We start from the raw sequence: 13,390 nt of genomic DNA, 5'->3' as shown, positions 1-13,390 counted from the left end.
GTGATTGCGAGAGGGAACGCCGATGCGCGCAAACGCGAGCTGCCGCGATGCATCACGTCCGCGAACAACAGCCTCCCGAGCTCACCAGCAACGCCACCCTCAGAAGACCCATGGCCGTCTGGACTGCAGGCGCGGCTCACCCTCGCTGGAGGCCTCGACGACCCGGCGCGGATCTTATCGCAAACGCACGGCTCAACATGCGGTGCGAGTGCTTTTGACAAAGGGTAATGATGGTACAAAATATCCACCTTGTGAATATTATGCATTGCCCCTGATCTCGTGCCAAACAGTTCTGTCGAATCGCCCGTCCGGGAGCCCAGAGGCGTGGTGAAGAGCGCCCGGCGAATCTCTGGCGACACGCAGACCCAATTCGCGCAAAGAATGGGCACGACACAGTCGTTGATCTCGCGCTACGAGGCAGGCATCGTCGAGCCTCCGGCGAAACTTCTTATGCAATGTGTGAATATTCTGGATGCATCATTTTCTGCAAACGTTACGCTGGATGCGCTCCTGATCCTGGTGCGCGACCGCCTTCGGGGCCCGCACATGATGGGCACGCGCACCGCACTGGCACACTTGATTCAGAGCCTCGAACTGGGCGAGTCACCATCCGTAAACGCATCGACGAGGTCTCGAACAAGGGGAAAACCTCCGCGAGGGCGATAAACCCTGGAGGAGGCGCATAACGCCTTGGGCGGGCAAGGACCTGCCGTACAGGAGCCAAGGCGCGCCCGGATTCCACACAACTCGAAGCGCTTGCGGCGAAAATGCAGATGCGTCGGCAGCTACGGAGACTTCCGCCCGCGCTTGCGCGGCGCAGCGGTCTTCTCCACCTGCAGTGTCCATCTTCACTCTGGAGCGAGTCCCATGCTCGAACGCAAGATCCTCTCCTCCGCGGAACTGAATGCCTGGTTGACTTCCGAGATCCGCAAGATCGACGGCTGTCACGAGTGCAAGCTGACGTGGAAGTACAGGCTTCGTGATCCCGGGCAGCATGACGGCTGCAACTGGTCTGATCTGAATCTGCAACTGGGAGAAGGCGCCGACCTCGATACTGCGGTCAAGGCAGCCGGCGAGATAGAACGCCGCGCCTTCAAGCTGTTCAATCTCGAGGACGAGGCGCCCGCATCGCCACAAGCATCGACCATGGAATTCCACAAGTACGTGCGGCCACGCCTACTCTCCACGCCGGTCTTTCAACTCGATGCGAACCTCATCAATGCAAAGCAAAAACTGGAAGCGGTCAATCAGCTCGAGACTTGGCGTGACAATGGCGTCATCTGCCTGGTCATGTCCGGCATAGCACATACGGAAGCTCAAGCAGGCGGAGGTACCGGCGCCGAAGCCCGTAGAAAAAAGGCAGCTTCACACATCTTCACCATCAATGAAGCCGGCGAGGCGGAGGAAGACGACGCTTATTCGAAGGTTGAAGCCATCCTGTGGGGCAAGGCAACAAACGATAACCAAGCAAACGATGTCGAGGTTGTATGCGAGGCGATCAAATGGCACGCAATCCTGATTACCAATGATGGCGGCTCAAACTCACAACCCGGAGGCATCCTCGGCAACAGCAAAAGGTTGAGCGAGGAGTTGGGCCTGCAGGTCCTTCGTCCCGAGGAGGCCGTGGAATTCATCCGCAACAAGATCCTGGAGCGCGACGGGTTCAACGCGCAGGTCACAGCCCTGACCGGAAAGCCAGTGCCGGAATGGACCGGACAGGACTGAAAGACCAGAGCAATAGCCCAGGCATTCCATGCGCAAGCATCGGCGTGACGACCAAGAACGTGCCCTGGCTTTGATAGAACTCGCTCCTTCGAATCGACCTTGTGCAGGCTCTCAACTGGTAACTTCCAAGCCGTTCGCCTCGAGCACGCGCAAGGTCTCCAATAGCTCAGGCTCTCCCTTCTGGAGCTGATGAGCTGTATAGCCTGCAATGATTCCCAGCGTTGCGCAGAGCTCGATTCGCACTGTCAAGTCAGAGCCCTTGGAAGTCAATGACTGAAACTTGATCGGTCTCGGAAGGCCTCTGAGATAGCGCATCGCCCGATCGACAGTAGGCACTTCTTTACTCGGCCGACAGAGCTGCAAGTAGACATGCGTCTTGTTTTTACCGCGAGAAGGGTCGGGCAGAATGATGTGCGGGTACATACTGATACTCCGATAAGGGATCGGCGGTCTTTGCTGCCCAGTTTATGGGTTTCAGGGCCCTGCGCATCATCCACGCAGTTGTAACCGCTGAGCACCGAGTGTCATCAGACACTCACACATCCCCTCACGATCTGCAGCCCATGAGCGCTTAGTGCGGGCCCGCGTCGTCGACAACTTGGAGTCCAGCGGCAGCCTTGTCAAGGCAAAATAAATGTCATCGTCGAGTGCGAGTGGTGACACCATGAGAAAAGCCCAGGCTCCTTCCCCGTTCCCAACATCGCGCCCCCAGCGACTCCCCGCATCTTTGACCCGTGCTCGGCCACAGCAAACAGCGCCCGTACGCAGTTTGTCGGCGTCACGCATCGGCGCACAGATAAAAGCCCTTCGCATGGCGGCCGACGCCTCCGCTGGTGAGTTGGCCCGAACGTCCGGGATTTCCGCCTCGATGCTTTCGCGCATCGAACGAGGCTTGGTTTCGCCTTCGGTGGAAACACTTGAGCGCATCGCTCAGGGCTTGCACGTGCCGATCTCCCGATTCTTTGGCGATCAGGCGCGTCGCACCGATTTCTGCCACGTGCGAGCTGGCCATGGCTTGGTGGTCGACCGCATCGGAGCGGTGGCGGACTACCGGTATGAGCTGCTAGGGCACCTGTTGTCAGGCAATCTTTTTGCCGAGCCTTACCTGGTCACGCTGCTGCCTGATGCAGAGCCCTACGTGACCTTCCAGCATCCAGGCCTCAAGTTTCTGTACTTCCTGTCCGGAGAGGTCACCTACCGGTATGGCGCCAAGGCGGTCGATGTGAGGGCAGGAGATTCGCTACTGTTCGAGGCGACAGCGCTGCATGGGATCGAGGCGATTCATTCCCAGCCAGTCTCATACCTCTCGGTGGTTTTCACGCTGCGTGAATGATGCTGGTCCGCGCCAAACTAGGGCTACGCTGAAGTAGCCACCCTTTTCGGGGTCGAGCGTGCTGCACGCTTTGGATTGCGCTGATCGGCACTCAGTGATGACAGTTTTTGCCCGTGTCTGTGCATCGGCGCGCCGCTTTCGGCGGCCTTCTGTGTTTTACGGGCGCACGCGCACCAGCAGCAACCCTCGGCTCATGTAAATGTTGGCCAGCGCAAGGGCCGTGAATGCCCTGGTCGCGTTCTTGTGAAGTCCACGGTATCGCACTTTGCTGAAGCCCCACAGTCTCTTGACCACCCCGAACACGTGCTCGACCTGCGCGCGCACCTGGGACTTGTTGCGGTTGCGCAGCCGCTGGCCCTCATCGGGCACCCCATCGACCTTGCGCACGCGCTCGTTGGTACAGTCCAGCGCCGCAGGCGCTTTGCTGGCGATCAACTCCTGCTGGCCCGCGTAGGCGCAATCTCCGTAGACCTTCAACTCTTCGCCGTGCAGCAGTTCGGGCAGTGGGTGCTTGTCGTGCACATTGGCCGCCGTGACCACTGCGCTGTGGGCCAGCCCCGTGCGGCTGTCTACGCCGATGTGCAGCTTCATGCCGAAGAACCAGTTCTTGCCCTTGGCCACCTGGTGCATCTCTGGATCTCGCTTCTTGTCGGCGTTCTTTGTGGAACTGGGCGCACTGATGATCGTGGCATCCACAATCGTGCCGGTGCCCACCTTCAGGCCATGGCCTTGCAGCACTTCACCCACCTTGGCGAACAGCGCTTGCCCAAGATGGTGCTTCTCGAGCAGCCGGCGAAACTTCAGCAGCGTCGTCGCATCTGGAACGCGCTCGCGGCCCAGGTCGATGCCCACGAAACTGCGCAGGCTGGCGCTGTCATACAGCGCCTCTTCGCACGCCTCATCGGCGAGGTTGAACCAGTGCTGCACGAACAACATGCGCAGCATCCGCTCCAGCCCGACCGGCGGGCGCCCACCTTCGCCCTTGGGGTAGTGCGGCCGCACCACCGCGCAAAGCTCCTGCCAGGGCAGGATCTTGTCCATCATGTTGAGGAACACGTCCCGCTTCGTCGGGCGGCGGAATGCTCAAAGCCTTTGTCTGCGGCCATCGCCAAGGTCTGTTGCTTCATGCTCTGGTCAACGAATCAGCCGGGATGGCGGTGGACCTTTTTCAGCGTAGCCCTAGAGCCCTGGCCCTCCAACAGAAGGCCGGAGTTCGTACAAGAGCCTCGCTCTAAGGAATTTATCCTACTGGCGGAGTGAGAATAGAACGACAGAATGCGCCCATGCCAAATATCGCCTCGATCCTCAAAACCGAAATCTCCCGCGTTGCTCGCAAGGAAGTGCGAGCAGAAATTGAGACACTCAAGAAGGCCTCGGCTGCCTATCGTGCCTCAATCGCCGAGCTACGCCGCCAGGTGAGCACTCTGGAGAAAGAACTTCGGCGTGCCGCCAAGGGTGTGCCGCGCTCGGCCGCAGCCACTGATTCGGAGGGTGACGAAACCAATACGAAGCGCAGGTTCAGCGCAGCCAGGCTTGCCGCGCACCGCTCAAAGCTCGGCCTATCTGCAGCGAGCTATGGCCAATTGGTTGGCGTCTCTGGGCAGACGATCTATCACTGGGAGCAAGGCAAGGCTCGTCCGCGGGCGGCGCAACTCGAAAGCCTTGCGGGAGTACGAGGCCTCGGCGCGCGTGAGGTCGCGGAGCGCCTCGCTAACTGATACGGACCCACAATGCGAACTCCTTGTTCGTTCGTCTTTGGAGAATTTCTACTTCGGTGACGGTCGGCGTGGGCACATTGACAGGCTTCCGCCCGAAATTGGATTCCTAGTGCAGGCTCACCGTTGCGTTCTCCAGGGAACACGCAGAGTTTGCGCGCAGATACGACCACCAGCCCTCCATCGTTTATGGGATGGCGATAGTTCACAGGTAGCCTACCATGCGCCATCTTCTGGATCACTTTGGGTGATTCTGCGTAGATGGCTCCGGTTTGCCCAATGCTTTTAGTCGAGGAGGTTTTGTCATGTCAACCGTGCCAAAGCGTGCCGAGATTGACCATCGCACGACCAAGCTCATCGTCGGAGTCGTGGCGCTCAGCCTTGCGGGCCTGACCAGCGCATTCGCCAAAGACGCTATCGATTCAATCAGTGCGTCGTACTACCAGGGTGGATGGTCTCAGGCCGTATTCATCGGCTTTCTATTTGCCATCGCAGCATTTCTGCTGTCGTACAACGGGCTCACTCCATCGGAGATGGTGCTCAGCAAGGTAGCCGCGATTGCGGCGCTCGGCGTCGCTCTCTTTCCTTGTGAGTGCAAGCCACACGCGGCGCTCGTGCCTTATGTGCACGGTTTGTCTGCCTCGGTGATGTTCCTGATCCTGACGTATTTCTGTTACGCGTTCTATGGGCGAGCACGAGACAAGCATTATCCGCAAGCAGATGTCCGGGCTGCCATCTATGCCATATGCGGCCTCACGATTGCACTCTCGATCGCTGTGCTTGCTTTGGATCATTTTCTCGGCGGCGCATTTTCCCGCGCGGTACCACGACTAGTGTTCTATGGAGAAGCAGTGGGGTTGATCGCCTTCGGAATATCTTGGCTGACGGCGAGCCGAACGCTCCCATTGATCACACGGAAGGAAGAGCGCTTCTCGCCTATGAAAGCAGTAAACCCGGACTAGTAGGGCTTACCGTCCTATTTGCAGATACTTCAACAATCTCTCGCGCCCCTTGACCGCAACACTCAGTCCTACTATCACGGCGGCTGTAGCTGCCACGGTGTCAACAGTTCCGGCTGCAGCCATTGATGCCAAGGCGATCTTGGACTGGTGCTTTGTCATCGGGTCGCTCGACCTCGCGGTTTTCGGATTCGTTTACAGCGTCTATGCGACGGCCATGTTCGCGAGCCCCACTCCGCCTCCAATCGTGAATCTCCTTCGATGGTTCGCACGGGTGCTGGCAGGTGTGCTTGTGGTGCTCACCGGACTTGCCGGCTTCACTTGCTACGAGATCACTGCGCCCTGGCAGGCGTGGATCGTGGTCAGTTGCCTCGCTGCAGTTGTCATCTTCTCGGCCATCCTTGCCTTCAAAATGGACTGAACAAAAAAATGAGGCGACTTCTTCCTACCGAACGTGACAGCCTTCACCGTCTTGGACTTCTCAAGCTCTACGACGACCATCACCTCATGTTTGACCTTCTTGAGTCAAAGTCATGGGAGGAACTGAAAAATGTGGGCATCGTGACGCCGTCCTCCGAAGACATTCTTGATGCACTGAAGGTAAGAATTGAGCACAATGCACGTTTTCACACCGCAATGAAGAAGCATCGTCATATCCGTCCGGATTTCTATGGAAATTACGCCGAAATGCTTGGTCGGTATATAGTCGCAAAAAACGGCTCCAAGTCCCACACTCACCCTTGAAGGAATAGCCATGGATAACCTTGTGAACCTGAGCAATGCGGATGGGGGAGTGCCCACAATGACGATGGATGAGTTTGAGCGCCGTGCTAATGAATATGTGCACATAGCCATCCGAAACTTGCGGTCAAGCGATGTGACACGAGATCAATACAAAGTGAATGACTCACTGAAGGCTGACTTGTGGGGAAGCTTTCACAGGATCATGAGTCGTCACTATGCACTTATCGAACCGGATACGCAGGCTTCTTAAGGAACACTCGGAATCAAAAAAGGCCGACAGCAATGTCGGCCTTTTTTTATTTCATGCGCCACTTCATAATCCGGCAAGAAGCTATCGATAATCATGCGACGCGCCACACAGGTGTCAAGAGCCTTCGTACTTTCGTGTCCTGATCCGGAGGACTCCGTTTTCGATGATAGGGAATGAGATCACCCCGTTCTCGTGCAGTCGAATGCGCTCATTGGGAGACATGCCCGGATAACTCGCGGCAGTCTGATAGTCAGAAAAGAAGGCAATCCACCTGATGGCAGGATGCGCGTGCTTTTGCAAAGTTGAATATCCATCCGAGATAAAAGCAATGCCCCCCAGCACGGCAAACGCACCAACACAATGACCGACCTGCCGCAGCACATCCCAGTCGGGACTTCTGCGCCACGTGCTCATGACGAACGCTCCAAGCTGAAAAAGCACGGCGAGCAATCCAAGAGGAATCATGATCACGAAACACCAAGCCAACGGGTACATGGCCAAGGCGACAAAGCCTACGCTCAGATCGAAGTCCTGGGGAGGAAGGCCAATCGCCTCAGCCACGATGTTGCGCGACAGTACTGCCGATAGAAGAAGCACGAATACATGAAGCACAAGGATGACACTGCGCCCGAACCAGTGATCCCAGGCGCGGCGTAACCAAGGCATGCTCCACACCACGAAGCCGAATGCAAAGCAGGCCATCGATAGGAGATAGGCGGCAGTGTCGTAGCCTCTCTCCATCGAAAATGCACCCGAGCTAAGAACAAGTCCAAGAACGCCCGCCAGACCGGCGATGAAGTAAGCCTGAGACGAAGTGCTCGCTTGCTTGAACTGCTTGTGGAGTTCCACTCTTTCCTCCTGATTTTGATAGTTTCGCCGCGAAGATCCACATTCATCGGCGCACGAAATATAGTTGCAGACAGCCAAGATGCATTTGACCGCAACTGCGGAGAAACGCTGGCGACAGCGATTGCGGCCGGGCGGATCGCTCGCAGGAGGTAGGGCACCGCATAGCAATGGAATAGCTTAGGGAGGACGAATGGAACCGGCGCAAGTCTCGATCGATCCGTATCTGTGGGGAAGCACTAGGGCTGGCGCCCGAGCCGGGCGAGGCTTCCGCTATCAGGACGCTGCAGCTGCTTGGCTCGCCGCCCTGGCTTGGCAAGGATCTGTTCCCTGGCATGCGCTGGTGCCCGAGGGGGTTGATGACATCACGCTGCATTCGCCCGGCCTCGAGATACGTACGCAGCTGAAGTCGAGGCACGATCCGCAGAGCGCATTCACCCAAGCCGAGGTGGCCAGCTATCTCGGGAAGAGCGCCGGCAACCTCCCCCCCGACTGGGAGACGAGAGCGGGCCTTCGATTGGCCGTTGTGCTCGAGCGGCCAGTAGAAGGCATCGCCGCGACCGGCTGGCACGCTACGCTCTCGCAGAGCGAACAGCCTCTGGATGCGTTCGCCAACCTTCTGGCAGCAGCGCTGGGCTTTGACGACGTCCAACGCGCCATCTTGCTGATGGCTCGCACACACTTGGTGGTCGAACCCGATCCGATGGACCAAGGCTACGCGGCGATGGATTCATCGATGCTTCCGCCCGCCGGCGTCCGCCTTGTCATGCAGCAGCTGCGCGAGAGCGCAGGTTTCGCCGCCGATTCCAATTACGCGGCACAGGCTGTCGATGCAGCGACCTTGGATCGGAGCGATGTCCAGGGACTGATCGATCGCACGAGGACAGTAATCGATCCTGACGGCGAATTGCGGCTGACCGCGGGCCTGGCCGAACGCGCCGACTTCTCGGCGTCCTTACCTGAGGCGGGCTTCTACGAAGGCGTGGATGTGATGCCGGGTCATGTCGGTGCAGGCTTGGTGTTCGCCCGACCAGAAGCCATCGCGCAGGTTGTCGACGCATTGCGCTCGAAACGCTATGGACTGATCGTTGGTCCTTCAGGCGCAGGTAAGTCGGCGCTTGCATGGCTTTGCGCCCACCACACGCGCCATGCTGTGCGTTGGTATCGCCTGCGTGGGTTGCGCACTGAAGATGTGGCAAAGCTCGCAATGCTTGGCGAGTTCCTGCAGGCCAGTGCAGAGCGCCCCGTTGGCTTCGTGGTCGACGATGTCGGGAGGGTGGAGACGATGGGATGGGACCTGCTCGTGAGTGAGGTCGAGGCAAATCCCGGGTTGCTCGCCGTCGCTACGGCCAGAGAAGAAGATGTGTTCGTTCTCACCACTGCGGCGCGTACCCCAACAGTGCGTCCGCACTTGGATGAAGGTCTGGCCATGCGGATCTGGCAGGCACTGGAACACTCCGGGCTCGTTCGCTTCAGCCATTGGACCGAGCCGCTGGAGCTCAGTCAGGGCCTGCTGCTGGAATACATCCACCTGCTCACCGCCGGAAAGCGACTGGAGCAAACCCTACGCGAGCAGGTGCGTCGTCGGCTCGCCGAAGGTCGCGATGACGAGTTGGCTCTGCTGCAGATCATTTCATTCGCATCGGCGCACGGTGCGGCTGTCGAAAGCGACCGGCTTCGCACCATTTCGGGATTGAACACCTTTCCGTTCGCAAGAGCGCTGCGTCGCCTGATCGACGAGCACGCCGTGCGCGAGAGCGCGGAAGGAGCCCTCACGGGTCTACATGAGATCCGCTCGTCTTATCTGGTCACGGCGATCCAGGATCTGCTTGGCGAACCTCCCGGCTCGGCAATGGCTCAGACCATATCTGCGCTACGGTCCGAGTCGTTCCGGGCCTTCATCGTCCGCGTTTTCAGAAGCCTTCCACAGCAGGAGTCGACCATCCTGAGTGCATTGGCAAGTCGTCTGGGCACGGGCGATGCCGACTCCTGGGCGCCAATCTTCCATGGACTGGGACTTGCGACCGTGGATCGCATCGCCGAGCAATGGGTCCCCATCGCCAGAGCCGCCGCGGTCGAAGACCGATTCAGCGGATTCGTGCTCATGATGGTGCTTGCCAACACCGATCCCGAGGGCCTTTCCTTCATCCCGGGCCTGGCGACCGCGAAAACTGATTTCGCCCAGGTGAACGTCGCTGACCTGCGGCAGCAACTGCATGAGCAAATTGCTACAGGACTTCCCGTTCCTCCAATGGATCTCGTGCAAGCACATGAGCTGGCTGCCGCCCTCTTGCCCTTGATGGGAAGCTGTGGAGTGCCGAATCTGCCGCTCGATCTCCGGGGTGACCTTTCGCAGGAGAGCCTGGAACCGCTGCTCAGCTTCGCCATCACACTGCGCGAGATCGGCCTTGCTCACGCGCAGGACTTCGTGAGGGTGGCCGGTGGTTCGCAAGCATTGCTGGAACGCATCCGTCAAGAGCGGGCCTGGGTGACCAAGCCCGAGATCGGTGAAGCCGAGGGCATGAAATGCGTCACCGGGTTCGTCCGATTCGTCCATGACGAGATCCACCCCGACCTTGGGGCAGCCGTGACAAGTCTTTGCGAGGCGATGGCGGCAGCGGTTCCGGAGGCGGAGCTTCTGATTTCTGATGTCCTGCTTCCCAACGGCAAGCCATTCAAGATGGGGGAATTCTCCCCGCACACCACGACAAGGTTCCGGCAGGCACTGCCCGCACCAGCACGCGTTGCATGGAATCGAGCACTGATCCGAGCAGTACATCGTCTGGTTTCGTCGCCCAACGAGACGCAGCGCGTGACTGCCTTGGCCGATGCCGTCAAAGAGCTTGGCGATCGATTGAAGGAAGCCGGAGACTTGTACTGCCGCGCACGGCCGGCCAGCCCCCAGCTTCAACTTTTCCTGCGCCTGCAAGGCCTGCTCACCTCGATGGTCGCCCCCCCAGGCTTGCAGGAAAATTTCTCCGGCCCGCTCGACAAGGGAGCCTATGCGGGCGATGACGTCGTTCACACCTTCGTATCGAGTCTGCAGCGGCTCATGCGCGACCTCACAAGCACAGGCACCATCGACCACAGGCTCGCGGCCATGAACGCTGCAGATCTCGCATCTAAAGCTGGGAAACTCCTGGACCCGGCTCTTTGGCGCATGACCAACAGCCCGCCGCTTCAGGCCCTTGCGGATATCCAGGATACCTTGCAAGGCATCCGAATCATTACAGGAGACGCGGCGATGACGGATGACTCGTCAAGGCGACACGCCGCTCTCGGCTTCACAACGGTGAGCAGACGTCATAACGTCCTGCCGCGCGCTGTCCAGCAGGCACGACTGCGGGCCGACGAGGCTGTACTCAAGCAGAGCGCACAGATCCAGCGAGCGATGCTTGCTCACGGCCTTACCGTCGAAGTTCATACTCGTCAGGCAAAGAAGAGCGACGGCATGAGATGGCCCGATGTCGAATACGCTGCATTGCTGCCCGTGAACCAGGTGATCGACTGGCTCACGACAGTCGATTCATTTGGTGCCGTCGCCGCAGAGTTGGATCTCAAAGTAACGATCTACTACGGCGCTGTGATCGCAGGACATGTCGCTCCCATGGGAGCTGTCTACATCCTTTCAGTGATGCCCGATCCGTTCTTCGCGAAGGAATGGGAAGATGCTCTACCTTATCCGTCGATTCACGACGAAGGCCTCCAACTCTATGACGACACGTTCGTAGCAATTGGCTCGATGTCTGCCATCGCATCAGCCCATGCGGATGGATTGAACGCCATCGAGTTGGAATTCTTTAAGAAACTAAGTCAACGTTGCATACGAAATATTGCCCGCATCACCGAACTGCTTGAAGAATCGCGGGGAGAGAATGCACCGCTGACAGTTGCAGCCGACTCGCTGGCACGCATTTTTTCTCGCTTCACCGAAGAGTTCGGAAGCACCAGGACAGACACCGTGGCTGCGGACATGAGCGAGTTCAGTCCCGGTTCTGCATCGAAGTTGTACTGGGAACATCTCGAAATCCGCATGACACTTATCGAGCGGGCTGCCATACAGCCCAACGAGAGCACTGGCCGACGCACCGCACCAGGCAGCGGCGTATTTCAGGGCTTGACCACGGCCCCCGAGAACGGCGACACCCCGAAAACCATGTAGTAGTTGAAGTCGGGTGTTACTTGAGGCTGGCCAGCGAGGTGCAGCGCCATTCAAAGGCCAGCAAGCACCCCTCTAGATGAGAAAGGGCGTGAGGCCCATCACCAGAACAGGGTAGGCGGCATCGTGTCTCTCGACCATATATTCCACTCAGGTGGAAGTACTTGAAAACCAACCAGAGAAATCAGGAGAGAAGATGCCCCAATACGATTACTACGTTTCTGCTGTCGACTACAACAGCGACGAGACCCATATTGCGAAGCTGCGAGTGCATCCGATTAAAGCTGACGGGAAATTCTCCCTTGCCGGCGAGTTGATGACACGGCCTCAGATCGTGGAGCTGATCGGGAAAAAGAAAACGTTCTGCACCATCTTCCAGAAGGTCGACAAGAGCTGGAAGGAAGGAGCGAAGCTCGAGATCTTCCCCGTGACCACCAACTACCTGAAGACCAAGAAGGACAGCTCCGAGCGGGACAATCTCGAGAATCTGCCTCGGATCTAGATATCTGGACTTCCTGGAGCGTCGCCCCCGGGACAGAGTGCTTGACGTGCATGGGAGAACAAGGCATCCAGTTCGATGGCACGTCCGAAGAGCAGGCACGGACCGACTTGTCTGCTCCACAAATGCCGAAACAGTCACCTCGTTCTGGATCGCCAGTCGCGCATGCCTTCGGCAATGCCGACAAACCACTCGGGCGCGTTGCGAAAGTCCTTGAGAAGGTGGTTGTAGCGAAATGCGCGCGCGCTCCAGGCGCGCCGGAACGCCTCCTCCACATCGGACATCATCCATGCTCCAAGCTGGAGCAGATGAAAACGCTCCTGCGTTGGCCTGACCTCGAAGAGCAGACGCCCTGGCGCAAGGCCAGGGTCATCCACACCCAGTTCAACCAATAGGTGCTCGTGCAGATTCACGTTCCGGTAGGTGCTGCCCAACAGCTTCAGCGTCTGCCGCAAGACAGCGAGCTCCGACCAGTCCAGACCCGGAAGTTCAAACCCTTGCTGTAGGTCCAGCAGCTCCTGCCGGTACACCAACCACTCCATACCCTCGCGGCTATAGCCATCGCCCAGCACTGGAGGCGCCTCGTCATAGCGCGCACCGCAGGCATGGCAACTTCGCATCGGCACTTCGCCGGAAGCCTCATCCCGCCCGAAATCCATCCGGAAGTAGGCCACGGCCTCTCCGCATCGATGGCAGCGGTCATCCAGCAGGCGTTGATGAATCGAGCAGAACGTACAGAACGCCAATCTCCAGCGCCTGCGGAAATACGGCTGCTCGTCCGCGGCGAGGCATTCCGCACAGAACTGCTGTCCGTAGGCCCGGCGTGTGCGGTGGTACATCTTCAGGTTCAGGACCCAGGGCAGCACGCCGGAGGCCTTGAAATGGTTGAAGAACGCCCCTTCATAGGCCCTTAGGGAAGTGGCGTAAGCGATCTCCTTCGGAGTTGCCGTACGCTGGATCAACTCATCCAGCAGCCAGCTAGGCGCCAGCCGGTCGATGTCCCGATTCCAGACCTGCAGGCGGTTGCCGAAGATCAGGTTGCAGAAGGTCTGGACCTTCAGGCCCATGCCATGAGCCAGCCGCACCAGCCAACTGGAGGTGAGCTCATCGGGAAAGGGCTTGTAGCGGACTGGCCAGAGCGATGGTGTCAGTCCGTGCAT

General features: G+C 58.7%; 11 protein-coding genes and 1 pseudogene. 9 read left to right on the top strand and 3 right to left on the bottom strand.

Annotated elements, in window-relative coordinates:
• Positions 1–279: 279 nt before the first annotated feature.
• From BMY35_RS39130 to BMY35_RS28380, 3 genes are all read left to right on the top strand, one after another.
• The gene (locus BMY35_RS39130; RefSeq protein WP_371287202.1) at positions 280–666 is read left to right on the top strand and encodes a helix-turn-helix domain-containing protein; all 387 of its coding nucleotides are present in this window, start codon (positions 280–282) and stop codon (positions 664–666) included.
• 201 nt (positions 667–867) lie between these two features.
• Positions 868–1,725 (top strand): hypothetical protein, encoded by an 858-nt coding sequence (locus BMY35_RS28390; protein WP_093206341.1) that lies wholly within the window; start codon positions 868–870, stop codon positions 1,723–1,725.
• Between the two features lie 769 nt (positions 1,726–2,494).
• Positions 2,495–3,058: a helix-turn-helix domain-containing protein gene (locus BMY35_RS28380; RefSeq protein WP_256229952.1), complete on the top strand. Its 564-nt coding sequence runs from the start codon at positions 2,495–2,497 to the stop codon at positions 3,056–3,058.
• Between the two features lie 156 nt (positions 3,059–3,214).
• Here BMY35_RS28380 and BMY35_RS28375 read toward each other — a convergent pair.
• Positions 3,215–4,185 (bottom strand): annotated as a pseudogene (locus BMY35_RS28375) (IS5 family transposase).
• Positions 4,186–4,341: 156 nt separating this feature from the next.
• On the opposite strand from BMY35_RS28375, the gene BMY35_RS28370 reads away from it, so the two are divergent.
• The 4 genes from BMY35_RS28370 (at position 4,342) to BMY35_RS37935 (ending at position 6,476) form a co-directional block, all read left to right on the top strand.
• The gene (locus tag BMY35_RS28370; protein WP_093206339.1) at positions 4,342–4,776 is read left to right on the top strand and encodes a helix-turn-helix domain-containing protein; all 435 of its coding nucleotides are present in this window, start codon (positions 4,342–4,344) and stop codon (positions 4,774–4,776) included.
• Positions 4,777–5,078: 302 nt separating this feature from the next.
• Positions 5,079–5,735, top strand: coding sequence for a hypothetical protein (locus BMY35_RS28365; RefSeq protein ID WP_093206338.1), 657 nt, complete (start codon positions 5,079–5,081; stop codon positions 5,733–5,735).
• 49 nt (positions 5,736–5,784) lie between these two features.
• Positions 5,785–6,153 (top strand): hypothetical protein, encoded by a 369-nt coding sequence (locus tag BMY35_RS28360; RefSeq protein ID WP_143080762.1) that lies wholly within the window; start codon positions 5,785–5,787, stop codon positions 6,151–6,153.
• Positions 6,154–6,161: 8 nt separating this feature from the next.
• Positions 6,162–6,476 (top strand): hypothetical protein, encoded by a 315-nt coding sequence (locus BMY35_RS37935; protein ID WP_143080761.1) that lies wholly within the window; start codon positions 6,162–6,164, stop codon positions 6,474–6,476.
• Positions 6,477–6,840: 364 nt separating this feature from the next.
• Here BMY35_RS37935 and BMY35_RS28355 read toward each other — a convergent pair whose 3' ends face one another.
• Positions 6,841–7,575 carry a hypothetical protein gene (locus BMY35_RS28355; RefSeq protein ID WP_093206336.1) on the bottom strand — a complete coding sequence of 245 codons (735 nt, stop codon included), beginning with the start codon at positions 7,573–7,575 and terminating at the stop codon, positions 6,841–6,843.
• 190 nt (positions 7,576–7,765) lie between these two features.
• On the opposite strand from BMY35_RS28355, the gene BMY35_RS28350 reads away from it, so the two are divergent.
• Both BMY35_RS28350 and BMY35_RS28345 read left to right on the top strand, forming a co-directional pair.
• Positions 7,766–11,734: a hypothetical protein gene (locus tag BMY35_RS28350; protein ID WP_143080760.1), complete on the top strand. Its 3,969-nt coding sequence runs from the start codon at positions 7,766–7,768 to the stop codon at positions 11,732–11,734.
• A gap of 151 nt (positions 11,735–11,885) precedes the next feature.
• Positions 11,886–12,233 (top strand): DUF3892 domain-containing protein, encoded by a 348-nt coding sequence (locus BMY35_RS28345; protein WP_218153025.1) that lies wholly within the window; start codon positions 11,886–11,888, stop codon positions 12,231–12,233.
• A gap of 134 nt (positions 12,234–12,367) precedes the next feature.
• Here the strand turns inward: BMY35_RS28345 and BMY35_RS28340 are convergent, their stop codons facing one another.
• Positions 12,368–13,390 carry a TniQ family protein gene (locus BMY35_RS28340; RefSeq protein WP_093206333.1) on the bottom strand — a complete coding sequence of 341 codons (1,023 nt, stop codon included), beginning with the start codon at positions 13,388–13,390 and terminating at the stop codon, positions 12,368–12,370.

The sequence above is a fragment of the Variovorax sp. YR750 genome (genome assembly GCF_900109805.1).
Classification (GTDB): Bacteria; Pseudomonadota; Gammaproteobacteria; order Burkholderiales; family Burkholderiaceae_C; genus Variovorax; species Variovorax gossypii.
This window is presented reverse-complemented; position numbering and strand designations above follow the sequence as displayed.

What these genes read in the sequence shown, in the direction of transcription:
- BMY35_RS28390 (WP_093206341.1), top strand. Translation starts at nt 868, where the DNA reads ATGCTCGAACGCAAGATCCTCTCCTCCGCGGAACTGAATGCCTGGTTG.
- BMY35_RS28370 (WP_093206339.1), top strand. Translation starts at nt 4,342, where the DNA reads ATGCCAAATATCGCCTCGATCCTCAAAACCGAAATCTCCCGCGTTGCT.
- BMY35_RS28365 (WP_093206338.1), top strand. Translation starts at nt 5,079, where the DNA reads ATGTCAACCGTGCCAAAGCGTGCCGAGATTGACCATCGCACGACCAAG.
- BMY35_RS37935 (WP_143080761.1), top strand. Translation starts at nt 6,162, where the DNA reads ATGAGGCGACTTCTTCCTACCGAACGTGACAGCCTTCACCGTCTTGGA.
- BMY35_RS28350 (WP_143080760.1), top strand. Translation starts at nt 7,766, where the DNA reads ATGGAACCGGCGCAAGTCTCGATCGATCCGTATCTGTGGGGAAGCACT.
- BMY35_RS28340 (WP_093206333.1), bottom strand. Translation starts at nt 13,390, where the DNA reads ATGCACGGACTGACACCATCGCTCTGGCCAGTCCGCTACAAGCCCTTT.